This window comes from Pseudomonas sp. FW305-25 (assembly GCF_017351415.1).
Classification (GTDB): domain Bacteria; phylum Pseudomonadota; class Gammaproteobacteria; order Pseudomonadales; family Pseudomonadaceae; genus Aquipseudomonas; species Aquipseudomonas chlororaphis.
Map to the genome: position 1 here is coordinate 90,385 of NZ_JACNDE010000016.1, position 21,648 is coordinate 112,032.

The 21,648-nt window shown below is 61.2% G+C and carries 26 protein-coding genes; 12 read left to right on the plus strand and 14 right to left on the minus strand.

The genetic code is table 11. From position 1 onward, the window contains the following. Positions 1-25: 25 nt before the first annotated feature. Both J4E58_RS16975 and J4E58_RS16980 read right to left on the minus strand, forming a co-directional pair. Positions 26-1,237, minus strand: a complete 1,212-nt coding sequence (locus J4E58_RS16975; protein ID WP_087092764.1) for a winged helix-turn-helix domain-containing protein — start codon at positions 1,235-1,237, stop codon at positions 26-28. Between the two features lie 64 nt (positions 1,238-1,301). Then, complete coding sequence (locus J4E58_RS16980; RefSeq protein WP_087092763.1) at positions 1,302-1,523, minus strand: DUF1127 domain-containing protein; 222 nt, start codon at positions 1,521-1,523, stop codon at positions 1,302-1,304. 97 nt (positions 1,524-1,620) lie between these two features. On the opposite strand from J4E58_RS16980, the gene J4E58_RS16985 reads away from it, so the two are divergent. Continuing rightward, complete coding sequence (locus J4E58_RS16985; protein ID WP_162136185.1) at positions 1,621-2,475, plus strand: LysR substrate-binding domain-containing protein; 855 nt, start codon at positions 1,621-1,623, stop codon at positions 2,473-2,475. On the opposite strand, the gene J4E58_RS16990 is transcribed toward J4E58_RS16985, so the two are convergent. Continuing rightward, on the minus strand, positions 2,465-3,214 hold the full coding sequence (locus tag J4E58_RS16990; protein WP_087092762.1) for a sulfite exporter TauE/SafE family protein: 750 nt from the start codon (positions 3,212-3,214) through the stop codon (positions 2,465-2,467). The genes J4E58_RS16985 and J4E58_RS16990 overlap by 11 nt on opposite strands. Positions 3,215-3,321: 107 nt before the next feature. Between J4E58_RS16990 and J4E58_RS16995 the strand changes: the two genes are divergently transcribed. From J4E58_RS16995 to J4E58_RS17010, 4 genes are all read left to right on the plus strand, one after another. Beyond that, positions 3,322-4,272, plus strand: coding sequence for a LysR family transcriptional regulator (locus J4E58_RS16995; RefSeq protein ID WP_087092761.1), 951 nt, complete (start codon positions 3,322-3,324; stop codon positions 4,270-4,272). Positions 4,273-4,347: 75 nt separating this feature from the next. Continuing rightward, a complete protein-coding gene (locus tag J4E58_RS17000; RefSeq protein ID WP_087092760.1) occupies positions 4,348-4,809 on the plus strand; it encodes a MarR family winged helix-turn-helix transcriptional regulator in 462 nt (153 codons plus the stop codon). A gap of 281 nt (positions 4,810-5,090) precedes the next feature. Continuing rightward, positions 5,091-5,510: an organic hydroperoxide resistance protein gene (locus J4E58_RS17005; RefSeq protein WP_009044954.1), complete on the plus strand. Its 420-nt coding sequence runs from the start codon at positions 5,091-5,093 to the stop codon at positions 5,508-5,510. Positions 5,511-5,551: 41 nt separating this feature from the next. Further along, complete coding sequence (locus tag J4E58_RS17010; RefSeq protein ID WP_087092759.1) at positions 5,552-6,565, plus strand: alpha/beta hydrolase; 1,014 nt, start codon at positions 5,552-5,554, stop codon at positions 6,563-6,565. A gap of 81 nt (positions 6,566-6,646) precedes the next feature. On the opposite strand, the gene J4E58_RS17015 is transcribed toward J4E58_RS17010, so the two are convergent. Both J4E58_RS17015 and earP read right to left on the minus strand, forming a co-directional pair. After that, a complete protein-coding gene (locus J4E58_RS17015; protein WP_007931398.1) occupies positions 6,647-7,219 on the minus strand; it encodes an elongation factor P in 573 nt (190 codons plus the stop codon). Positions 7,220-7,267: 48 nt separating this feature from the next. Continuing rightward, complete coding sequence (earP, locus tag J4E58_RS17020; protein WP_087092758.1) at positions 7,268-8,401, minus strand: elongation factor P maturation arginine rhamnosyltransferase EarP; 1,134 nt, start codon at positions 8,399-8,401, stop codon at positions 7,268-7,270. Positions 8,402-8,523: 122 nt separating this feature from the next. On the opposite strand from earP, the gene J4E58_RS17025 reads away from it, so the two are divergent. Beyond that, complete coding sequence (locus tag J4E58_RS17025) at positions 8,524-8,919, plus strand: hypothetical protein (protein WP_087092757.1); 396 nt, start codon at positions 8,524-8,526, stop codon at positions 8,917-8,919. Positions 8,920-8,921: 2 nt separating this feature from the next. After that, on the plus strand, positions 8,922-9,404 hold the full coding sequence (locus J4E58_RS17030) for a transcription elongation factor GreAB (RefSeq protein WP_087092756.1): 483 nt from the start codon (positions 8,922-8,924) through the stop codon (positions 9,402-9,404). Positions 9,405-9,411: 7 nt separating this feature from the next. On the opposite strand, the gene cysB is transcribed toward J4E58_RS17030, so the two are convergent. From cysB to J4E58_RS17055, 5 genes are all read right to left on the minus strand, one after another. Further along, positions 9,412-10,386, minus strand: a complete 975-nt coding sequence (gene cysB / locus J4E58_RS17035; RefSeq protein WP_007931387.1) for an HTH-type transcriptional regulator CysB — start codon at positions 10,384-10,386, stop codon at positions 9,412-9,414. A 112-nt stretch (positions 10,387-10,498) separates the two neighbouring features. Next, the gene (locus tag J4E58_RS17040; protein WP_007931386.1) at positions 10,499-10,999 is read right to left on the minus strand and encodes a universal stress protein; all 501 of its coding nucleotides are present in this window, start codon (positions 10,997-10,999) and stop codon (positions 10,499-10,501) included. Between the two features lie 93 nt (positions 11,000-11,092). Continuing rightward, complete coding sequence (locus J4E58_RS17045; protein ID WP_007931385.1) at positions 11,093-11,998, minus strand: 5'-nucleotidase; 906 nt, start codon at positions 11,996-11,998, stop codon at positions 11,093-11,095. 22 nt (positions 11,999-12,020) lie between these two features. After that, positions 12,021-12,977 (minus strand): putative 2-dehydropantoate 2-reductase, encoded by a 957-nt coding sequence (locus J4E58_RS17050; RefSeq protein WP_087092755.1) that lies wholly within the window; start codon positions 12,975-12,977, stop codon positions 12,021-12,023. Next, positions 12,977-13,363 carry a co-chaperone YbbN gene (locus J4E58_RS17055; protein ID WP_037035927.1) on the minus strand — a complete coding sequence of 129 codons (387 nt, stop codon included), beginning with the start codon at positions 13,361-13,363 and terminating at the stop codon, positions 12,977-12,979. The genes J4E58_RS17050 and J4E58_RS17055 overlap by 1 nt, the downstream gene beginning before the upstream one ends. On the opposite strand from J4E58_RS17055, the gene J4E58_RS17060 reads away from it, so the two are divergent. Beyond that, a complete protein-coding gene (locus tag J4E58_RS17060) occupies positions 13,362-13,805 on the plus strand; it encodes a PilZ domain-containing protein (protein ID WP_007931382.1) in 444 nt (147 codons plus the stop codon). The two genes, J4E58_RS17055 and J4E58_RS17060, sit on opposite strands and share 2 nt — an antisense overlap. A gap of 131 nt (positions 13,806-13,936) precedes the next feature. Beyond that, positions 13,937-15,013 (plus strand): 3-deoxy-7-phosphoheptulonate synthase, encoded by a 1,077-nt coding sequence (locus tag J4E58_RS17065; protein WP_053262169.1) that lies wholly within the window; start codon positions 13,937-13,939, stop codon positions 15,011-15,013. 60 nt (positions 15,014-15,073) lie between these two features. Here J4E58_RS17065 and J4E58_RS17070 read toward each other — a convergent pair whose 3' ends face one another. Next, positions 15,074-15,355, minus strand: coding sequence for a GNAT family N-acetyltransferase (locus J4E58_RS17070; RefSeq protein ID WP_007931380.1), 282 nt, complete (start codon positions 15,353-15,355; stop codon positions 15,074-15,076). A gap of 674 nt (positions 15,356-16,029) precedes the next feature. Here J4E58_RS17070 and oprI point away from each other — a divergent pair. After that, positions 16,030-16,281 carry an outer membrane lipoprotei OprI gene (gene oprI, locus J4E58_RS17075; RefSeq protein WP_003448337.1) on the plus strand — a complete coding sequence of 84 codons (252 nt, stop codon included), beginning with the start codon at positions 16,030-16,032 and terminating at the stop codon, positions 16,279-16,281. 126 nt (positions 16,282-16,407) lie between these two features. Here the strand turns inward: oprI and J4E58_RS17080 are convergent, their stop codons facing one another. The 3 genes from J4E58_RS17080 to J4E58_RS17090 form a co-directional block, all read right to left on the minus strand. Continuing rightward, positions 16,408-17,376 (minus strand): L,D-transpeptidase family protein, encoded by a 969-nt coding sequence (locus J4E58_RS17080; RefSeq protein WP_007931379.1) that lies wholly within the window; start codon positions 17,374-17,376, stop codon positions 16,408-16,410. A gap of 116 nt (positions 17,377-17,492) precedes the next feature. Then, positions 17,493-17,786 carry a hypothetical protein gene (locus J4E58_RS17085; RefSeq protein ID WP_007931378.1) on the minus strand — a complete coding sequence of 98 codons (294 nt, stop codon included), beginning with the start codon at positions 17,784-17,786 and terminating at the stop codon, positions 17,493-17,495. A 56-nt stretch (positions 17,787-17,842) separates the two neighbouring features. Then, positions 17,843-18,448: an arylesterase gene (locus J4E58_RS17090; protein WP_009044965.1), complete on the minus strand. Its 606-nt coding sequence runs from the start codon at positions 18,446-18,448 to the stop codon at positions 17,843-17,845. Positions 18,449-18,458: 10 nt separating this feature from the next. On the opposite strand from J4E58_RS17090, the gene J4E58_RS17095 reads away from it, so the two are divergent. Continuing rightward, positions 18,459-19,142 carry an ABC transporter ATP-binding protein gene (locus tag J4E58_RS17095; protein ID WP_007931376.1) on the plus strand — a complete coding sequence of 228 codons (684 nt, stop codon included), beginning with the start codon at positions 18,459-18,461 and terminating at the stop codon, positions 19,140-19,142. Beyond that, positions 19,142-21,646, plus strand: coding sequence for an ABC transporter permease (locus J4E58_RS17100; RefSeq protein ID WP_087092754.1), 2,505 nt, complete (start codon positions 19,142-19,144; stop codon positions 21,644-21,646). The genes J4E58_RS17095 and J4E58_RS17100 overlap by 1 nt, the downstream gene beginning before the upstream one ends. Positions 21,647-21,648: the final 2 nt, after the last annotated feature.

The window sequence follows — 21,648 nt, forward strand, 5'->3', positions numbered from 1 at the left end:
GGAGAAGCTGGATGATCGATGCTGGTCAAAGAAACGCACGCAAGCGCTGGGCGCTGTCCCTTGGGCAATTGAGCTGGACGTCGGCCAGCCCCAGCCAGTCGGCCATGCTCCGCAAGCTGCTCGCCAGCGCCTGCATCCCCTGCTCGTCCAACCCCAGATCCTCCTCATGCACGGCATGCACCGCCAGGCGCCCCTGCGCCCTTTCTGCCCGCAGGTCGACCCGCGCGGCGATCCGTTCGTGGTGCAGAAACGGCAGCACGTAATAGCCGTACACCCGTTTGTGCTGCGGGGTGTAGATCTCCAGGCGATAGCGGAAATCGAACAGGCGCTCGGTACGACTGCGCTCCCAGATCAGCGAATCGAAGGGAGAAAGCAAGGCACTGGCCGGCACGCTGCGCGGCACCTTGGCCTCTGGCAGGCAATACGCCGCTTGCTTCCAGCCTGCCACCTCGCAGGCCAGCAGTTCGCCGCCCTCCAGCAATTCCGCCAGGCGTGCTCGGCTGTCTGCCAGCTCCAGGCGAAAATAGTCGCGCAGATCCTTCTCGGTGGCCACGCCCAGGGCGCTGGCGGCATGCAGTAGCAAACCGCGCTGGGCGTCGGCCTCGCTGAGCGGCGAATGCTGCAGGATGCTCGAAGGAATCACCCGCTCCGGCAAATCGTACAAACGCTCGAACCCACGCCGACCGGCGACCGTCACCTCACCGGCGGCGAACAGCCATTCCAGCGCATGCTTCTCCGCACTCCAGTCCCACCAAGGGCCGGCGCGTTCCTCACGGGTCGACAGGCTGCCCGCCCCGAGGGCGCCCTGTTCCTCGACCGCGGCCAGCACCCGGCGAATAGTCGCCTGCTGCTCCTGGCCGAAACGCGCCAACTGCTGGTAGATCCCCTGCCCCTGGCTGGCCCGCTGCATGCGCCAACGCATCAGCGGGTACAGCGACAGCGGCAGCAACGAGGCTTCGTGGCCCCAGTATTCGAACAGCGTGCGTTGCCGGCCCTGACTCCAGGCAGCCTGGTCCAGCAGTTGCGCGGGATAGTCGCCAAGGCGGGAAAACAGCGGCAGGTAGTGCGAGCGCACCAGGGCGTTGACCGAATCAATCTGCAGGATACCCAGGCGCGCGATCAGGCGATTGAGCTGTGCGGGCCTGATCGTCGCAGGCAGCGGCCGCCCGGAAAAACCCTGGGCGGCCAGCGCCAGACGCCGAGCCTGCTTGAGGGAAAAGGACAGTTCTGCGGGCATGGCAATCTCCTTGTCTGCCCGCAAACTACCTCAGTGAGAAGTGGCTTGTGTAGCGCTTTGACATTCACTTGTGCATCGGATCGTCCCAGAACGGCCGCACGGTCTCCCGCTCCACATCCGCGCGACTGAGGCCGATATCCTTCAGCGCCTCGTCACTCATACCGGCCAGCATGTTGCGTTCACGGTACAGCTCATGCCAGCGGACAATCCTCTGCAGCAAATGCCGCAAGGAAACGCCATGCCATGCCAACCTGTGAGCCAATACAAAACCTTTTTGACCTTTCATCGTCTTGCCCTCCAGTGGGGATGGCTCAAGTCTCCACCCAGGGCTAAGATCAATCCAACGAATGTTTCTTATACAATACATCTCGGAGTTTGATGAATTGTCCAGCTACCCAAGCATTGATACCGAGGTCCTGCGCACCTTCGTCGCCATCGCCGACCAGGGCGGTTTCACCAAGGCCGGGGAGCAGGTCAATCGCACCCAGTCCGCGGTGAGCATGCAGATGAAGCGGCTCGAGGAAGATGTGCTGCAGCGCCAATTGTTCCAGCGTGAGGGCCGGCAGGTACGCCTGACCGCCGAAGGCCAGGTGCTGCTGGGTTACGCACGGCGCATCCTGAAACTGCACAGCGAGGTGTTCAACACCCTGCGCGAGCCGCACATGGTCGGCACCGTGCGCATCGGTACGCCGGACGATTATGTGATGCGCTTTCTACCGGGGATCCTGTCGCGTTTTGCCCAGGCCTATCCCTTGATCCAGATCGAGGTGCATTGCGAGTCGTCCAAGCAACTGCTGCTGCGCCAGGATCTGGACCTGTCTATCGTCACCCGCGAGCCGGGCAGCGAAATCGGCCAGTTGCTGCGCAAGGAGCGTTTCGTCTGGGCCGAGGCCCAGGGGTTCTGCCCCCACGAACAGACGCCGCTGCCCCTGGCAATGTTCAACAGCGATTGCTTCTGCAGGCAGTGGGCCTGCAATGCGCTGGACGCCGCCGGGCGCGACTATCGCATCGCCTACAACAGCTCCAGCCTGTCGGCACTGATGGCCGTGGTCAGCGCCGGCCTGGCGATCACCGCGCAGCTGGAAAGCCTGATCACCCCGGACATGCGCATCCTGGGCGCCGCCGAAGATCTGCCCCTGCTGCCCGAGGCCAGCATCATGCTGGTGCGCAACCTCAACACGCCTTCGCCCATCACCGAATGCCTGGCCGAGCACATAGTCGAAGGCTTCAAACTTTAAAGGCGAGCATCACCGCGCAGACCACCAGGAAGCCGCAGAACAGCCCGCGCAGTATTCGCTCGGGCAGCGCATGGGCGATTTTCACCCCCCAACTGATGCTCAACAGCCCACCCGCCGCCAGCGGCAGGCCGATCATCCAGTCCACCTCCTGATGCACCCCGTAGGTCACCAGGGTCACCCCGGTGCTGGGCAGGGCCAGGGCCAGCGACAGCCCCTGGGCGACCACCTGGGTGGTGCCGAACACGCTGGTCAGCACCGGGGTGGCAACCACCGCGCCGCCGACGCCGAACAGCCCGCCCATGGCCCCGGAAGCCGCACCCAGCACACCGAGCCACGGCCAGGGATAGCGCATCTGCGCCGAAGCCGGGGCATTGGCCAGGAACATGCGCAACAGGTTGTAGGCCGACAAGGCCACCAGGAACGCGACGAAGCCGATCCGCATGACTTGGGCATCAATGCCCACCGCCCAGATCGAACCGAGCCAGGCAAAACTGAAGCCCATCAGGGCCAACGGCAACGCATGGCGCGCCTCGATCCGGTTGCGCTGGTGATAACGCCACAGCGCGAGCATCACGTTCGGCACCACCATCACCAACGCCGTGCCCTGGGCGATCTGCTGGTCCAGCCCGAACAGCACGCCCAGCACCGGAATCGCAATCAGCCCTCCACCGATCCCGAACAAGCCGCCCACCGTGCCCAGCGCCGCGCCCAATACCACATACATCGCTAAATCGATCACCGCCGCTCTCCTCACTCAGGCCTTGCATGCTACGCAGTCGGCTCTGGTGCGGAAACGCACAGCAACGCACAATGGCTTTGCCAACTTCGCACAAGCAAATGTCCACCATGAACCCCAACGCCCTCACCGATCAGCTCGGCCTGTTCCTCGATGTGCTGGAAGCCGGGAGTTTTTCCGCCGCCGCCCGCCGGCATCCCTTGACCCCTTCGGCGGTGGCCCGGCGTATCGACAGCCTGGAAAACGCCGTCGGCAGCAAGCTGTTCATGCGCACCACCCACGCGGTGGTGGCGACGGCGGCTGGCCAGGCCTTTGCCGAACGCGCCCGACGCATCGTCGCCGAACTGCAACTGGCGCGGGCGGAAGCCGTGTCCTTGAGCCACGCACCGGAGGGCCTGATCCGCATCGACGCTCCCGCGGCGTTCGGCCGGCGACACTTGGCGCCGGCGATCGCCGATTTCCTGATGCGCTATCCGGGGCTCGATGTGCAGTTGCACCTGATCGACAGCTTCGTCGACATGCAGGGCTCGCACCTGGGCAAGGTCGATCTGGTACTACGCGCCGGACAAAGGGTCGATACCCGGATGGTGGCGACCTCGCTGGCAAGCATCGTGCGCATCGCCTGCGCCAGCCCGGCCTACCTCAAGCTGCGCGGCACCCCGGTGCATCCCGCCGAACTGAGCCAGCACGACGGCCTGGACTGGGACGGCCTGGCTCCGCTGTTCGCCTGGCGCTTCGAACTGGACGGGCAGTTGCAGACTCATCGCCCACAACGCATCCGCATGAGCGCCAACAATGCCGAGGCCCTGCTATCCGGAGCCCTGGCCGGGCTGGGCATCGCCCACCTGCCGACCTGGCTGGCCAGCGAATACCTGCTGCGTGGGGAACTGTTGCCGCTGTTCTGCGAAACCGGCCTGCCCAAACCGGAAAGCGCCGGTATCTACGCCTTGCGCCTGGAACAGCACACCAACGCTCGCAGCCGCCTGTTGCTGGAATACCTGAAGACTCGCTTCAGTCCGATTCCGCCCTGGGATCTGGCCCTGCAGAGCGCCATGGGCTGAGCACTCGTGAGAATTATCTGGCGCATTAAAGATTCGCCCGCTAGATTCAGGGCGAGTATCGATCAAGGCCCGACCATGAACACCAAAGGCTCCACCCCGGAAAAATGTGACGATCTGCTGCTGGATAACCAGCTGTGTTTCGCCCTTCACTCGACTTCGTTGCTGATGACCAAAGTCTATAAACCACTGCTGCAGGAGCTGGGCCTGACGTATCCCCAGTACCTGGCAATGATGGTGCTCTGGGAGCAGGACGGACTGACCGTCGGCGAGATCAGCAGTCGCCTGCTGACCGATCCCGGTTCATTGACGCCCTTGCTCAAGCGCCTGGAAGCCGAGGGATTACTAAGCCGGACCCGCAGCCGCGAAGATGAACGGGTGGTGATCATCGAGCTGACCGAGCAAGGCCGGACCCTGTATGACCGGGCGCGCGGCGTTCCCCAATGCATCCTCGGCGCCAGCGGCCTGACCCTGGAGCAACTGCGCAAACTGCAGGCCGACCTGCTGAAGCTGCGTGGCCATCTGCAAGACAGCCTTTAACGGCGCTCTCGCGAGCACACCCCGCCCCCTCTCCAGGAGCGCTTGCTCGCGATTCTCTCTGTTTCGATGCCGTTAATAGCGTATCGACGAAAAAAATTTCTCGATAAAAATATTAATTAAATCATTCGCTTAGCCAAAAAACATGGACTGATGGCAAGCATTTTCGAGTTTTTTTCAAAAATTTATATTGCGCACTAAATATTTGAGCGATACATTTATTTCGCACTTACTTAGCGCGCAAATATTTAGCGCAAAACTTCGAAACCCAAGAGGCTCACACCATGCAAACTCTCTATACCGCAGTCGCAACCGCAACCGGTGGCCGTGATGGTCGCGCCGTCTCCAGCGACAACATCCTCGACGTCAAACTCTCCACCCCCAAAGAACTCGGTGGTGCCGGCGGCCAGGCGACCAACCCTGAGCAACTCTTCGCCGCCGGCTACTCCGCCTGCTTTATCGGCGCCCTGAAATTCGTCGCCAGCCAAAGCAAACGCAAGATCCCGGACAACGCGTCGATCACTGCGCACGTCGGCATCGGCCAGATTCCTGGCGGCTTCGGCCTGGACATCGACCTGCATATCAGCCTGCCAGGTCTTGAACAGAGCGACGCGCAGTCCCTGGTCGAAGCGGCTCACCAGGTCTGCCCTTACTCCAACGCCACCCGCGGCAACGTCGACGTACGTCTGCACGTGACTGTCTAACCCAGCTGCGCGCCAGCGCCCGCACCGCCCAGGAGACGAACATGAACACTTTCAGCAAGGTCTTGACCGGTAGCCTTCTCGCCCTGTCCATCAACACCGCGTTCGCCGAAGGCGGGGTCGAACACAACACCCAGGCGTTCCTCGACGCCTTGAACGCCGGCAACGGCAAGCCGATGGAACAGATGACACCCAAAGAGGCCCGGGCCGTGCTGGTCGGCGCCCAGGCCGGGGTCAAGCTGACGCTGCCCAAGGCGGATATCAGCCAGAAGACCATCGACGTCGACGGCCAGGCCATCAGCCTGACCATCGTCAGGCCGGCCGGGGTGAAAGGCACGTTGCCGGTGTTCATGTTCTTCCACGGCGGCGGCTGGGTGCTGGGAGACTTCCCGACCCACGAACGGCTGGTGCGGGACCTGGTGGTGGGCTCCGGGGCGGCGGCGGTATTCGTCAATTACACGCCGTCCCCGGAAGCGCATTACCCGGTGGCGATCAATCAGGCTTACGCGGCCACCCAATGGGTGGCCGAGCATGGCCTGGAAATCAACGTCGACGGCAAGCGCCTGGCGGTTGCCGGCAACAGCGTCGGCGGCAATATGGCCGCCGTGGTCAGCCTGATGGCCAAGGACAAGGGCACGCCGGCGATCCGCTTCCAATTGTTGCTATGGCCGGTGACCGACGCGAATTTCGAAACGGCGTCGTATAACCAATATGCCGAGGGGCACTTTCTCAGCAAAAACATGATGAAGTGGTTCTGGGACAACTACACCACCGATGCCCAGCAGCGTAACGAGATCTACGCTTCACCGCTGCGCGCCACTAGCGCCCAGCTCAAGGGCCTGCCACCCGCGCTGATCCAGACCGCCGGCGCCGACGTACTGCGCGACGAAGGCGAAGCCTATGCCCGCAAGCTGGACGAAGCCGGCGTGACCGTGACCTCGGTGCGCTACAACGGGATGATCCATGACTACGGCCTGCTCAACGTGGTCAGCCAGGTACCCGCGGTGCGTTCGGCACTGCTGCAGGCATCCGATGAGCTCAAGCAACATCTGAAGTAAGTTTGCCACCCAGGCCTTCGGCCACAAAAAAGCCCGACTCAATGGTCGGGCTTTTTCGTGGCTAAGGATTCAAGCAGGGGCTTAAACCTTGGCGCGGCCTTTGTAGGAACCGCCTTCGCGAGTATCGATCTCGATCATGTCGCCGATTTCGATGAAGTCCGCAACCGACAGCTCGGTACCGTTCTTCAGTTTGGCAGGCTTCATCACCTTGCCCGAAGTGTCGCCGCGAGCGGAACCTTCGGTGTAGTCAACCTGGCGCACGATGGTGGTCGGCAGGTCAACGGAAACCAGACGGTCTTCGAAGAACACAGCTTCGCAAACGTCGGTCATGCCTTCTTCGATGAACGGCAGAACGGCTTCGATGTCTTCAGCGTTCAGCTCGTACATGGTGTAGTCGGTGGTGTCCATGAACGTGTAGGTGTCGCCGCTGATGAACGACAGGGTCGCTTCTTTGCGATCCAGGATCACGTCGTCCAGTTTGTCGTCCGCACCGTAAACGGTTTCGGTCTTGTAACCGGTCAGCAGGTTCTTCAGCTTGGTCTTCATGATCGCGCTGTTACGACCGGACTTGGTGAATTCAGCTTTCTGAACCAGCCAAGGATCGTTGTCGATACGGATCACGGTACCGGGTTTGAGTTCTTTACCAGTTTTCATTGCGAATATCCGAATTTGGATGGGATTTACAAAAATCTAGGCCGCGTATCATATCCAATTTAGGTAAAACTGCACCAGCGCCGCAGCAAGATCGGGCTGCGAGCCCTGTTCCAGACACCACTTTTCGGCGTGAGCAGCCACTTCCGGCCAGTGTTCGAGCAGCTTTTTCCAGCCTTGCGCCATCTCGCCTCCGGCATTCCAGGCCCGCCACAGGTCGATCAGCGCCGCCTTGGCCTCTGGCGACAGCCACTGCGTATAAAGCTCGAGAAAGGCGTCGAGCTTGTCCAGGTGAATGTCTTCGTCCTGTTGATAAATGTGCCAGAGCATCGGCCGGCCGGCCCATTGCGCACGCACGAACGAGTCCTCACCGCGTACCGCGTTGAAATCGCAGGACCACAGGAGCTGGTCGTATTCCTCCTGTCGGACGAACGGCAGCACCTGTACCGTCAAGGCCCCACGGACCTGCACCGCACCCGCCGCCAGCGCCTCGACATCCAGCCAGTGTTGCACGTCACCGAGGATCCGCCCTTCGGGAACCAGCAGATGGGTAGCCCGCGAGTCGGCAGCCAGCGCTTGCAGCCAACTGGCCAGGCCGGCGTTCTCATAGGCGAACAGCGACATCAATCGCGCGCCAGGTGCTGCAAATACGCCGAGCCCTTCCAGGAAGCGTTGCCGGGCCAGGGAGTCCTGCTGAAACGCCCTGCGCCGCTCCAGCAATCCAGCCTCGCGTAGCAGCCCACCGGTGCCGGCTTGAAACCCGGGGAAAAAGAAGTACTTCTGCACGCCCTTGAACTTCACCGAGGGCAGGCCGTGGCAGCCGGTCACCCAGGTCTCGGCGCTGAGGTAATCGAGGTTCAACCACAAAGGGGTATGTTCACGCTCGGCCATCGCCTCCATATAAGCCGCTGGCAACTGGCAGGCAAAGGCCGCGATCACCACATCGGCAGCCGCCACCGGCGACCACTCGGTTGGCCAGTGACGCACATCGACACCTTCCTGCCATTGCTGAGACAAGGCGATATCGATGGGCGGACACAAACGCTCGAAGGCCCGCAGGTCATCCACCCACAGCCGCACCGCGCACTGATGCTCGGCCACCAGTTGCCGGGCCAGCCGCCAGGTCACGCCGATATCGCCGTAGTTGTCGACGACGCTGCAGAAAATATCCCAGGAGGCTTTCATTCCGGGCTCCATTTGGCAAAGGCGCCGATTGTCCGCATAAATGGCTACTGACAGAAGAGCCAACGCCGATAATCTTCGTGCGACAATCGCAGCTTGCCGACACCGCCTGCCAGGAGGCTGCCATGCCCTATCGCCCGACACCCCGTCGATCATTACGTATCAGCGTAAACGCACTTCAACTCAGCGGCAGTATTGCCCTGGGATTGTGGCTGGGTTTTCTGGCGATCGCCCTGACCTGCTGGCTGGCCTGGCGTTTTCTGTTCGACCAGCAATTGGCGCCCGTCGCCCAGGCCGTGCAACAGCTGGCAAAACCGCCCAGTGCGGAATCGGGGGCGTCCAACCGCATGTTCGAGCAGTACCAGGAAAACCTGCGTAAAAACGAACAGCAGCAGGCCCTGGATAATGCGCGCAGCAACCTGCGCAACCAGTCCAACCCGAAATGCCAGTTCTGGTTGCAACAGGACCAGACGGCGCCGAGCGAAAAGAGCCGGGCCAACGTCCTGCAATTCTGCGATTGATCATGAACAAACCTACGGTCCACCAACTGATTCTCGACAAGCTCCGTGGCGATCTGGAGATCGCTCAGCGGGCGGCGCAGACCGCCTATGAGGCGGCGACCCACGAAGAGAACATTGCCGAAAACAAGTACGACACCCTGGGGCTCGAGGCCTCCTATCTCGCCGCCGGCCAGGCCAGGCGCGTCGAGGAAATCCGGCAGGCGCTGGCGCTCTGCCAGAACATGACCCTGCGCCCGTACGATGAGCAAGTTGGTATCCAGGTTGGCGCGTTGCTGGGCCTCGAAGACGAAAACGGCCACGAACAATGGCTGTTCCTGGCGCCGGATGGGGCGGGACTGAAGGTAGAGGTGGTGGGGCAACCGGTGACCGTCATCACCCCTCGTTCACCGTTGGGCAAAGGCCTGCTGGGCAAGTTCGAGGGGGATGAACTGGAGATCGTCGTCGCGGGCGCTCGGCAACAGTTCGCTGTCACCGAGGTCAAGTAAGCCCGGCTTAGTGGACAGGCAGTTCGACGCCGTCGAACAGCTCTTCGAGTTCCTGCTTGTTGTGGCACTGAATGGCCTTGGCCATCACTTCGCGCGTCAGGTGCGGCGCGAACTTCTCGATGAAGTCGCACATGAAGCCACGCAGGAAAGTGCCGCGACGGAACCCGATCTTGGTGATGCTCGACTCGAACAGTTCGCTGGCATCCAGTACCACCAGATCGCTATCAAGCTTGGTATCGACCGCCATCTTGGCAACGATGCCCACACCCAGGCCCAGGCGTACGTAAGTCTTGATCACGTCGGCGTCGGCGGCGGTGAACACCACCTTCGGCGTCAGGCCGCGATGGCTGAAGGCTTCGTCGAGCTTGGAGCGGCCGGTAAAACCGAACACGTAAGTCACGATCGGGTATTCGGCGAGGGTTTCCAGGGTCAGCTTCGGCAGCTTGGTCAGCGGGTGGCCCTGCGGTACCACTACGCAACGGTTCCAGCGGTAGCACGGCATCATCACCAGATCGCCGAACAGCTCCAGCGCTTCGGTGGCGATGGCGAAGTCGACGGTGCCATCGGCAGCCATTTCGGCGATCTGCATCGGCGAGCCCTGATGCATGTGCAACGCCACATCCGGGTACTGCTTGATAAAGCTGCTGATCACCGGCGGCAAGGCATAACGGGCCTGGGTATGGGTGGTGGCGATCGACAGGGTGCCCTTCTTCTCGTTGGAGAATTCCTGGGCGATCTGCTTGATGCTTTCGACCTTGCGCAGGATCTCGCCAGCGGTGGTGATGATGCGTTCGCCAGCCGGGGTGACGCGAGTCAGGTGCTTGCCGCTACGAGCGAATACCTCGACCCCCAGCTCGTCCTCGAGCAGGCGGATCTGCTTGCTGATACCCGGTTGCGAGGTATAAAGGCTTTGGGCTGTAGCAGAGACGTTGAGGTCGTGGTGCGCCACTTCCCAGATGTAGCGCAATTGTTGAAGCTTCATATGAATCCCTCAAAGCAGGTAGACGCCACGGGCATCAGCGACGGTATATAACTATATTAATGGTTCGAAGAATAAATCTAGAACTTTTCTTCAGAAAATTCCAACAAGCGCGTCAGATATCTCCGAGCCGTCGACGCTGTACCAAGGGCACCAGGTAAACCGGAACCTTGGCCAGTTGCAGTACCCTGGCTGCCGTCCTGCCCAATGGAGTCTCACCGCCCGCCCCATGGCTGTGACTTCCTACGATCAACAAATCCACAGAGAGTTTCGACGCCTGCTCGAGAATGACGTGCGAGGGGTCCCCCTGAAAGACCCTGACCGACTGAATCAGCGCGAGATCCTGCATGCCCTCCCCCAACTCTTCGCGAAAGCTGTCGAGTACCCGTTGCTCGATATTCGCCATCACCGTGCTCAGACCCTGACTGTGAAACTCATTCAGGGCCTGTTCGTCGAGATAACTCTGCAACACCGACTCGGCAAACAGTCCCATGGGCTCCACCGCATGAACCACGTGCAATTCGGCATTGAATGTTCGAGCCAGCTCCAGGGCATGTTGCATCACGTAGGGCGCATACAGACCGAGGTCAGTGGCATACAGCATCGAACGAATCATATGACCTCCTCGACTGCCAATATGGCGGAGATTGATTCAGCTTAGCAGTGCCAAGGCGACTACGACGTCCCGCGCAAGCCCGTGAACATTGAGCTAAACCTTGGTTTCGTTGCTGATACCGTGGGGTACGTGACCGGTGGCGACCACTTCGCGGGCCAGTTCGCAATGACCCGCCTGATCGTCGAAGAACACATCGGCGGCGAAGGCTTCGAGAAAGGCGGCCTTCTCCAGGCCGCCCAGGAACAACGATTCGTCCAGGCGGATATCCCATTCGCGCAGGGTGCGGATCACCCGCTCATGGGCGGGTGCCGAACGCGCCGTCACCAGGGCGGTGCGGATCGGACAACCATCGTCGGGGAATTCGCGCTGCAACAGATTGAGCGCGGCGAGGAAGCCTTTGAACGGCCCCCCACGCAACGGCTCGCGGGCGGACTCGCGCTCCTTGGCCTGAAAGGCTTCCAGGCCACCGAGCTGATAGACCCGTTCCGACTCATCGGAAAACAGCACGGCATCACCGTCGAAGGCGATCCGTAGTTCGGCGCTGGCGGCGCGTCGGGCGCCACCGGAAAGAATGGTCGCCGCGGCGAACCCGGCGTCCAGTGCGCTGCGCACATCTTCGGCATGGGTGGAAAGAAACAGGTCGCAGCCAAAGGCCGCGAGGTAGGGATAAGGGCTGCGCCCACCAACAAACGCGGCCCGGGAAATATCCAGACCGTAATGCTGAATCGAGTTGAAGACCCGCAGGCCCGTATCGGCACTGTTACGCGACACCAGAACCACCTCGACCCGCGCCCGGCCGAGGCTGGCATTGAGGCTCAAGAGTTTTTTCACCAGGGGAAAAGCATCGCCCGGTTCGAGGGACTCCTCCTCGTGATCGATCTGATACTTGCGGTAGGCCTCGACCCCCTCGGCCAGATAGACCTTATGGCTCTCGCTGAGATCGAACAGGGCCCGCGATGAAATCGCCACCACCAGTTTACCGCCCAAGCCCTTTGCCATATCCCTACCCCCGATGCTGCGATCAACCGTTATGCCGGTCGATAAAACTCAACGCCTGATACAAGGCTTCCATTTTCGGCAGTTCGCACCCCGCCGCCTTGGCCGCGGCCAATGGCGCGGCATAGATGGCCGACAACTCCAGCGCACGTTTGTGCTGGTAGTCGTGGTACATGCTCGGCCAATAGTCCGGCATGCCTTCGGTCACCTTGAACAAGTGCTCAGCATAGCCGTCCGGCATGCTGTGACCACAGGCCAGGGCACCTTGCACCACTTCACGCATCAAGGCCTGAATCAGCTCGCGACTGTCGGCATCGGCCATCAGCGGCGTGGTGCTGGCGTTAAGCAATACCGACAAACCGTTATAGGGCACGTTCCACACCAGTTTCTGCCAGCGCGCCTGCTGCAGGTTGGCCATGGCCTGGGAGCCGATACCGGCCTTGCGGAACAGCGCCGCCCCCTCTTCCACTATTACCTGGCGTTGCGACTCGTCCTGCGCTGCCGGGCCACTGTGATACCCCAGGTTCACCGCGCCCAGCGCCTGATGCTCGATCCCCCCGGGGCCGGCACGGTGCACGCAGATAAAACACAGGCCGCCCAACAGATGCAGCGAGTCGGGAAGCAGGTCGCGCAGGCCATCTTCCACATCCAGGCCATTCTGCAACAACAGCACCTTGGCGCCGGGAGCCGCCGCGCGAAGAATCGCCGGAGCCAGCTCGGCGTTGCTGGTGGTCTTGGCACCCACCAGCAGCCAATCGCAGGGCGGCATGTCTTCGGCACTGGCATAGGCCTGGACCGGGTTCAGGGTCAGCTCACCATGCACCGCGCTATGCAGTTGCAACCCTCGCTCGGTAACCGCGACGAATTCGCTGCGCAGCAGGAAATGCACATCCAGGCCGGCTCGCGCCAGCAGCATCCCGTAGAAACCACCGATCGCTCCGGTACCGATAATGCCGATTCGCGGCGTGTGGACTGCTTCCATCAAGGCAACTCCTCTGGAATTCGGTTCAGCGCCTGCGCCAGGCGCTCGCTGAGCTCGCCGGGTGTCAGACGCGACTGCAAGGCCCCATAAAACTCACCGTCGCGCACCACGAACAGTGCCGGCAAGTGAAACACCTGATAGCGCTCGACGGCGCCGCCATTGTTCCCCGCATCGATCCAGCACAACCGCTCGATCGGCAGATCGAAGCCGGGCAACTGCTGCCTGGCCCAGCGACAGCTGGCGCAGCCGACGCTGGTGAATATCACCATTGAAACACCGCTCATCGCCAACAGCCGCTGATCGATATCGAAATCAGTCAGCTCCAATTCGACCACTATACTGGGGGAAACAATGTCACATAGCCGACACTCGGAGTCTGCGTTCATGGGACGTTTCATTCCTCATCCTGACGATGTTCCGGTTGAGATGACCTTACGCGAGCACGCATGTATTTCGCGTCAACGGTTGCACACTATCAGCCTCGGCGGCATGGCTTGCAATTATCACCGCGCCTGGCGCCGCGGCACCGCACTGGAAATCTGCATCCCCACACTGGGTGAAAACGCCCGCTACAACGGCTATGTGGCCTGGTGCCTGCGACGCAAGCATGGCTATCTGGTGGGGATCGCCTTCATCGACGAACAGACCCTGTTCCATGCCCGGATGAGTGAGCAGGTGTGCCAGATCACCCACTACTGCCACCTGCATGAGCCCCAGGCTGAGCAGCGACAGATCGAAGCCCTGGCCCAGCAATGGGTCGAACAGCATGCCGCCGAGTTCTCCCATGACCGGGTTCACCAGGCTTTTATGCAGCCAGCGCTGGATTAAACCCGCCTCTGCCCATTGTCGAGCCCCGGTGTAACGCGCTAAGGTTCGGCTCCCCGACGCGCTTAAATCCGCTGTGCACCGCCGCGCGGGGATCGCTGGCGGCCGGCACCCGTGACCTGACGAGTAACACGATGGCTGATTTACCGATCAACGACCTTAACGTCGCCTCCAACGAAACCCTGATCACTCCCGACCAGCTCAAGCGTGACATCCCGCTGAGCGACGCCGCCCTGCGCACCGTGACCAAGGGTCGCGAAGTGATCCGCAATATTCTCGACGGCACCGACCACCGCCTGTTCGTCGTCATCGGCCCGTGCTCGATCCACGACATCAAGGCGGCTCACGAATATGCCGAGCGCCTGAAAGTCCTGGCCGCCGAAGTCTCCGACACCCTTTATCTGGTGATGCGCGTGTACTTCGAGAAACCACGGACCACCGTTGGCTGGAAAGGCTTGATCAACGACCCGTACCTGGACGACTCGTTCAAGATCCAGGACGGCCTGCACATCGGTCGCCAGCTGCTGCTGGACCTGGCCGAGATGGGCCTGCCGACCGCCACCGAAGCGCTGGACCCGATCTCCCCGCAATACCTGCAGGACCTGATCAGCTGGTCGGCGATCGGTGCACGTACCACCGAATCCCAGACCCACCGCGAGATGGCTTCCGGCCTGTCCTCGGCGGTAGGTTTCAAGAATGGCACCGACGGTGGCCTGACCGTTGCCATCAACGCCCTGCAATCGGTTTCCAGCCCTCACCGCTTCCTCGGCATCAACCAGGAAGGCGGCGTATCCATCGTCACCACCAAGGGTAATGCCTACGGTCACGTGGTTCTGCGCGGCGGCAATGGCAAGCCGAACTATGATTCAGTCAGCGTGGCCCTCTGCGAACAGGCGCTGAACAAGGCGAAGATCAAGCCGAACATCATGGTCGACTGCAGTCACGCCAACTCCAACAAGGACCCGGCCTTGCAGCCGCTGGTAATGGAGAACGTGGCCAACCAGATTCTCGAAGGCAACCAGTCGATCATCGGCCTGATGGTCGAAAGCCATCTGAACTGGGGCTGCCAGGCAATTCCCAAGGACCTGGCCGAACTGCAATACGGCGTGTCGATCACCGATGCCTGCATCGATTGGGAAAGCACCGAGAAAACCTTGCGCGGCATGCACGCCAAGCTCAAGGACGTCCTGCCAAAACGGGTTCGTACCTGACCCCGTATCGCAGACACAAAAACGCCGGGCCAAGCCCGGCGTTTTTTTTGGCGTCCCCGCTCAGAGTTTCGCGGCGTGGCGCTGATGGCGCTCCATATAGCGCTCCACATATGAGCACGACGGAATCACCGTGTAACCCATGCGGTCAGCATATTCCAACGCCTGCTCGGTCAGTGCCGCGGCAATACCACGACCACGCAGCGCGTTAGGCACGAACGTCCGATAAATATCCAGGGTCTGCTTACCCAGGTCCATATAGGTCAGGTAGGCACGATGACCGTCCACATTGGTCTCGAATTGATGACCAGCCTGGTCATGGTGGATGGACAACGCCTCGCTCATCACTACTCCTCGCGGGTCTTGGATTCTGACCCCTACCTTACCGATGTTTTTCCGGCGAAGGAACAACTACGCCACCCCGTGCCTGTCTGGACACCGAGGAGAGCTTGCCGCTCTCGCATGACCGAGCACGTTTCAAATAGTAGGCACCATTGGCACCAATGCTCAAGGGACGCTTGCGTTCAAGCTACTGGCATCAGGCCAGTTTGCTGTCGATGCGTCCTCAGACCTGTTCCCAGCTACATGCAAAACGCTCGATCAAACCGCCTAAGGATCAACAACCTGAACATCGCCGGATGTTGAGATTTAAGACGAGCCCACCCATTTAAAGTCACCTCAACATGGACAAAGATGCGTGAGACGCCCCACAGATTCTGAACAAAAGTGTAGACGAGTCGATATAGATAGACTTTAGCCTACACTCCGCAAGCGCCGTGCAAAGGGGCTCTACGGCAGATACGCTTAACAAGCGCAACCTCCCAACAGGGTGACAAGGTTGCGTATTTTTTATACAGATCGATAAAAAGTTGCTCGAAAAAGATTCAACGCCTAGAATTTTTTTTGCTTCTTGCGCTACGTCAGTTTACTTACTACAAGTAATGGGTAGTATGTACGCCGGCCATTTCATCACTCGGATGAGATAGCTACTTAATAGAAAGTCCTTGAAGGGGAACACGATGAACAACGTTCTGAAATTCTCTGCTCTGGCTCTGGCCGCAGTTCTGGCTACCGGTTGCAGCAGCGTATCCAAAGAAACCGAAGCTCGTCTGACTGCAACTGAAGACGCAGCAGCTCGTGCCCAGGCTCGTGCAGACGAAGCCTACCGTAAAGCTGATGAAGCTCTGGCTGCTGCTCAAAAAGCACAACAGACTGCTGACGAAGCTAACGAGCGCGCTCTGCGTATGCTGGAAAAAGCTAGCCGCAAGTAATAATCCCTCGGGATTGTTATCGAGCCGACCCATTTACTGGGTCGGCTTTTTTATTGCCCGGGTTTTCTTGCGGCAATAAAAAACCCGTCGACGCCCGAAAGCATCGACGGGTTGCTGTTCCAACCGTTACTGCTGCATATCGATAGGCAGCGCCGAGACTACGGGCGCAGTGGTCGGTACAGCGATCTCTACCGGTAAACCATCTTCGGCCGCCACCACGTCGCGCACCACATCCCAGTTCATCCGCAAGTTATTGGCCAGGTCTTCACGCTTGAGCAAGGCGTTGATCACCGCGGTGTGCTTGTCCACGACCGACGGATTGCCCTTGTCATCCAGCGGCGTGTGAGCTTCCAGATAGACTTTGCCAGCGCTGATACCAAACTTGTACGGATCGTTGAGAATGCGCACCGATGTCCCCACTGGCACCATGCTCGCCATTTCCAGGACGTTGTTGTTGAACATCCGGAAGCAGCCGTGGCTGGTGCGCATGCCGATCCCGAACTTCTTGTTCGAACCGTGGATCAGGTAGCCCGGCGTACCCAGGGTGAACTTGAATGGCCCCAACGGATTGTCCGGACCCGCCGGCACCACGTTTGGCAGCGGGTCACCGTCGGCGGCGTGCTCGGCCTTGATCGAGGCTGGCGGAGTCCAGGTCGGATTCGGCGTCTTCGCGACAATGCTGGTATGGGCGATCGGCGACCCCCAACCTTCCCGGCCGATACCCAGGGGGAAGGTGTACACCACGTTCCGCCCTTTCGGGTAGTAGTACAGGCGATATTCAGCCAGGTTGATCACGATGCCTTCACGAGGTCCCGGCGGCAGGATGAAACGCGTCGGCAACACCACTTCGGTGCCCGCGCCCGGCAACCAGGGATCCACTCCCGGGTTGGCCGCGACCATCTCGTAATAGCCCAGGTCGTAGGTCGTGCCCAGGTCGGCAAAGGTGTCTTCGTACTTGGCCTTGATCACCTGTACCTGACCGACGATATCTTCGCCCGGTGGAGGTAGAGGCAGTTCCAATGCGGCAACGGGGCCGGCCACACAGAAGGCGGCAAGCGTCAGGCAACGGGTGACGACAGGAAAGCGCGGCAACATCCGGAAAATCCTTCGCATGATCAACGAGTAAAAAAGTGATTGTACACCCGCCCCCGTGACTGCGGGAGCGACAGCTGCATCAGCGCAAGAAGGGAGCCGGGCGAGAACTTGCTGCCTTACAGCTCGAAACGCAACTCTGGCCAGATCGGTGGCGTGCCGCGCTTTTGCGATTCGAGGATCGCCCGGCACAACGGACACAGGCGCTGGTCCTGGAAAATGGTCCGGTCGACACTCGACCAGCGCGGTTGCGCGGGCAGCAAGGTGCCGCACAATGTGCGATCGGCAGAGCCGCCCAGCTCCAGCTGACGCGTCACCAGGTGCACCCGGACTTCCTGGCAGGCGAACAGGTCGAGCTGTTCGTCAGGCTCGATCAGTTGGTAGGCAAACAGGGACCAGGCGGGACGCGGCATCGGGGGCTCCAAATCGGGGGCGCCACATTAGCCGAAACACTGCCGGTAGAAAAGCGTCAAAGCAGCGGTTTTAGCGTCGGCCAGACATTTTCCAGCAACTTGCCCTGAGCGGTGACCGCAGGGTGGATGCCATCGGCCTGCATCAGCTCGGGATTGCCGCCGACCCCTTCCAGAAAAAATGGCACCAGCGCTACGTTTTTTTCATTCGCGAGCTTGCTGTACACCTCGGCAAACGCCTGGGTATAACGCACGCCGTAATTGGGTGGCAGCTGCATGCCAAGCAACAGCACCTTGGCACCACTGGCCTTGGAGCTGTCGATCATCGAAGCAAGATTTTGTTGCAATTGCGTGGGCTGTTGCCCACGCAGGCCATCGTTGCCGCCCAACTCGAGAATCACCAGCTCCGGCTTGTGCTCTGCAAGCAGCGCCGGCAGCCGCGCCTGGCCACCTGCGCTGGTGTCTCCACTGATGGAAGCATTGACCACCTTATCGTTGAAACCTTCGCTCTTGAGCCGTTGCTCGAGCAGTGCCACCCACCCCTGCCGGGTATCCAGGCCGAAAGCCGCGCTGATACTATCGCCAACGATCAGGACTGTACCCGCCGCTGCGTTCTGGGCCATGCACATCAAGGCCAGGCCAGCACTCAAAAACCACACACGCATCGGATTCTCCATGGGCGCAAGCATTCTCACTGCGCGGAACCTTAGCAAAGTGGTTCCCAGCGCGGAAGGTGAACTGACCATCCTGCACGAACTCAGCCTGGAACTGAACAAAGGCGACAGCCTGGCCATCGTCGGCAGTTCCGGCTCCGGAAAATCCACCCTGCTCGGCCTGCTGGCCGGGCTCGACCTGCCCAGCAGCGGTGAGGTCACCCTGGCCGGTCGCAGCCTCGGCACACTGGACGAAGACCAGCGTGCCCGAATCAGGGCCGAGCATGTGGGCTTTGTCTTCCAGTCGTTCCAACTGCTCGACAGCCTCAATGCCCTGGAGAACGTCATGTTACCCATGGAGCTGGACGGCCGTCGGGATGCCCGCGAGCGTGCGACCGAACTGCTCCAGCGCGTCGGGCTCGGGCAACGCCTGAGTCACTCGCCTCGCCAGCTCTCCGGCGGCGAACAACAGCGGGTGGCCATCGCCCGCGCCTTCGCCGCCGAACCTGACGTGCTGTTCGCCGACGAGCCGACCGGCAACCTCGACAGCCACACCGGCGAGCGCATCAGCGACCTGCTGTTCGATCTGAACAAGGAAAGCGGCACGACTCTGGTCCTGGTCACTCACGATGAACGCCTGGCCCATCGTTGCCGGCGCCTGATCCGCCTTGAAGCCGGCCTACTGGTCGCCCCCCTGGAGCCTTGATGGCACGCCTGCCGCTGTTGCGCCTGTTCAGCCTTGCCGTTCGCCAACTTCTGCGCGACGCCCGCGCCGGAGAACTGCGGGTATTGTTCTTCGCCCTGGTGGTGGCCGTAGCCGCCAGCACCGCCATCGGCTATTTCGGTGCGCGCCTCAACGGCGCGATGCTGTTGCGCGCCACGGAGTTTCTCGGCGCGGACCTGCTGCTTGAAAGCAGCTCTCCGGCAAGGCCCGAACAGATACAGAGCGGTCGGGAACTGGGCCTGCAACATGCGCAGGTGGTGGAGTTCTCCAGTGTGATCGCCACCGATAATGGCATCCAGCTTTCCAGTATCAAGGCCGTGGACGACGCCTACCCGCTGCGCGGCGAACTGAAAAGCGCCCCGGCCCCTTACGCGACGGAAGAAACCGGCGGTGGTCCGCAACCGGGTGAAGCCTGGGTCGAAGCCCGACTGTTGACCGCGCTCGACCTGAAAATCGGCGACAGCATCGACGTCGGGATGAAAACCCTGCGCCTGAGCCGGGTACTGACTTACGAACCGGATCGCGCCGGAAACTTCTATAGCCTGACCCCCAGGGTGCTGATCAACCTGAGCGACCTGAACGCCACCGGCGTGGTGCAACCGGGCAGCCGGGTCAGTTACAAGGAACTCTGGCGCGGTCCCGGGAGCGCCCTGGAAACCTATCGCCAATTGATCAAGCCAGGCCTGGCGGCCAATCAGCGCCTGCAGGATGCCCGAGATGGCAACCGCCAGATCGGCGGAGCCCTGGGCAAGGCCGAACGCTACTTGAACATGGCCAGCCTGGTGGCGGTGCTGCTGGCAGGCGTGGCGGTTGCCCTGTCCGCTGCGCGCTTCGCTTCCCGCCGTTTCGACGCCAGCGCGCTGCTGCGCTGCCTGGGCCTGTCTCGCCGGGAAACCATGCTGCTGTTCACCCTGCAACTGGCCCAGCTCGGCATCCTGGCCAGCATCGTCGGCGCACTGCTTGGCTGGCTCGCCCAGCTTGGGCTGTTTTACCTGCTGCATGACCTGCTACCCACCGATGTGCCTCCTGGCGGGCTGCTTCCCGCCGTCGCCGGTATCGGCACCGGCCTGGTGGCACTTGGCGGTTTCGCCTTGCCGCCACTGGCGGCGCTGGGGCGTGTCCCACCCTTGCGGGTGTTGCGCCGTGACCTGCTGCCGATCCCCCCAAGCACCTGGATGGTGTATGGCGCCGCCTTGCTGGCCCTGGGCTTGATCATGTGGCGTCTGAGCCTGGATCTGCTGCTGACCTTTGCCTTGCTCGGCGGCGGCGTCATTGCTGCCCTGGTTCTGGGCGGATTACTGCTGCTGGCCCTGCAGAGTCTGCGTCGCTTGCTGACCAAGGCGTCGCTGCCATGGCGCCTGGGGCTGGGCCAGCTGCTGCGGCATCCTTTGGCCGCTGCCGGGCAATCCCTGGCCTTCGGCTTGATTCTGCTGTCGATGGCCTTGATTGCGCTGTTGCGTGGAGAATTGCTCGACACTTGGCAAAACCAGTTGCCCAAGAACGCACCGAACTATTTCGCGCTGAATATCCTGCCCGCGGACAAACAAGCTTTCACCGACAAGCTGGTGGCGCTTTCCGCCCCTTCCGCGCCGCTGTATCCGGTAGTGCCAGGGCGGCTGATCAGCATCAACGGCGAACCGGTCCGGGAAATCGTCAGCAAGGACTCCAGTGGCGATCGCGCCGTGCAGCGCGATTTGAGCCTGACCTGGGCCGCGGATCTGCCAGCTGGCAATAAGATCACCAGCGGCTCGTGGTGGGCACAACAGCCCGAAGGGGATTTACCTGGCGTCTCGGTCGAGGCCCAGGTGGCCGAAAGCTTGAAACTCAAACTCGGCGACCAGATGACATTCAGCGTCGGAGGGGTCAATCGCGAGGCCAGGGTGACCAGCCTGCGAGAAATCAACTGGGACAACTTCCAGCCCAACTTCTTCATGATCTTTCAGCCGGGCACGCTGCGGGATCTGCCCGCCACTTACCTGACCAGCTTCTATCTGGCTGCGGGTCATGACCAGCAGGTGGTCGAGTTGTCCAGGGCGTTTCCGGCAGTGACCATCCTGCAAGTGGAGGCTCTGCTCGAACAACTACGCAGCATCCTGGCCCAGGTCACCCTGGCCGTGGAATACGTGCTGCTGTTTGTACTCGCCGCCGGCATGGCCGTGCTGTTTTCCGGACTGCAGGCCACCCTGGACGAGCGTATTCGTCAGGGCGCCCTGCTACGGGCGCTGGGTGCGGAACGACAATTACTGGTCAAGGCCCGGCGTATCGAGTTCGGGCTGCTGGGAGCCGTCAGCGGGCTACTGGCGGCATTGGGATCGGAACTGGTGAGCCTGGTGCTGTATCGGTTTGCCTTCGACCTGCCCTGGCATCCACATCCTTGGCTGTTGCTCCTGCCTGTTATCGGTGCCCTGCTGATCGGCGGTGCCGGTGTCTACGGGACACGCCGGGCATTGAATGCCAGCCCACTGACAGTACTGCGCGAGGGGTAAGC

Coding starts and splice junctions, on each gene's coding strand:
- J4E58_RS17025 (WP_087092757.1), top strand. CDS start 8,524: ATGCCCTATCGCCCGACACCCCGTCGATCATTACGTATCAGCGTAAAC.
- J4E58_RS17000 (WP_087092760.1), top strand. CDS start 4,348: ATGAACACCAAAGGCTCCACCCCGGAAAAATGTGACGATCTGCTGCTG.
- J4E58_RS17095 (WP_007931376.1), top strand. CDS start 18,459: ATGGGCGCAAGCATTCTCACTGCGCGGAACCTTAGCAAAGTGGTTCCC.
- J4E58_RS17100 (WP_087092754.1), top strand. CDS start 19,142: ATGGCACGCCTGCCGCTGTTGCGCCTGTTCAGCCTTGCCGTTCGCCAA.
- J4E58_RS17080 (WP_007931379.1), bottom strand. CDS start 17,376: ATGTTGCCGCGCTTTCCTGTCGTCACCCGTTGCCTGACGCTTGCCGCC.
- J4E58_RS16995 (WP_087092761.1), top strand. CDS start 3,322: ATGAACCCCAACGCCCTCACCGATCAGCTCGGCCTGTTCCTCGATGTG.
- J4E58_RS17060 (WP_007931382.1), top strand. CDS start 13,362: ATGGGACGTTTCATTCCTCATCCTGACGATGTTCCGGTTGAGATGACC.
- J4E58_RS17040 (WP_007931386.1), bottom strand. CDS start 10,999: ATGATTCGTTCGATGCTGTATGCCACTGACCTCGGTCTGTATGCGCCC.
- J4E58_RS17070 (WP_007931380.1), bottom strand. CDS start 15,355: ATGAGCGAGGCGTTGTCCATCCACCATGACCAGGCTGGTCATCAATTC.
- J4E58_RS17085 (WP_007931378.1), bottom strand. CDS start 17,786: ATGCCGCGTCCCGCCTGGTCCCTGTTTGCCTACCAACTGATCGAGCCT.
- J4E58_RS17055 (WP_037035927.1), bottom strand. CDS start 13,363: ATGAACGCAGACTCCGAGTGTCGGCTATGTGACATTGTTTCCCCCAGT.
- J4E58_RS17030 (WP_087092756.1), top strand. CDS start 8,922: ATGAACAAACCTACGGTCCACCAACTGATTCTCGACAAGCTCCGTGGC.
- J4E58_RS17090 (WP_009044965.1), bottom strand. CDS start 18,448: ATGCGTGTGTGGTTTTTGAGTGCTGGCCTGGCCTTGATGTGCATGGCC.
- J4E58_RS17010 (WP_087092759.1), top strand. CDS start 5,552: ATGAACACTTTCAGCAAGGTCTTGACCGGTAGCCTTCTCGCCCTGTCC.
- J4E58_RS16975 (WP_087092764.1), bottom strand. CDS start 1,237: ATGCCCGCAGAACTGTCCTTTTCCCTCAAGCAGGCTCGGCGTCTGGCG.
- cysB (WP_007931387.1), bottom strand. CDS start 10,386: ATGAAGCTTCAACAATTGCGCTACATCTGGGAAGTGGCGCACCACGAC.
- J4E58_RS16980 (WP_087092763.1), bottom strand. CDS start 1,523: ATGAAAGGTCAAAAAGGTTTTGTATTGGCTCACAGGTTGGCATGGCAT.
- J4E58_RS17050 (WP_087092755.1), bottom strand. CDS start 12,977: ATGGAAGCAGTCCACACGCCGCGAATCGGCATTATCGGTACCGGAGCG.
- earP (WP_087092758.1), bottom strand. CDS start 8,401: ATGAAAGCCTCCTGGGATATTTTCTGCAGCGTCGTCGACAACTACGGC.
- J4E58_RS17015 (WP_007931398.1), bottom strand. CDS start 7,219: ATGAAAACTGGTAAAGAACTCAAACCCGGTACCGTGATCCGTATCGAC.
- oprI (WP_003448337.1), top strand. CDS start 16,030: ATGAACAACGTTCTGAAATTCTCTGCTCTGGCTCTGGCCGCAGTTCTG.
- J4E58_RS17005 (WP_009044954.1), top strand. CDS start 5,091: ATGCAAACTCTCTATACCGCAGTCGCAACCGCAACCGGTGGCCGTGAT.
- J4E58_RS17045 (WP_007931385.1), bottom strand. CDS start 11,998: ATGGCAAAGGGCTTGGGCGGTAAACTGGTGGTGGCGATTTCATCGCGG.
- J4E58_RS17065 (WP_053262169.1), top strand. CDS start 13,937: ATGGCTGATTTACCGATCAACGACCTTAACGTCGCCTCCAACGAAACC.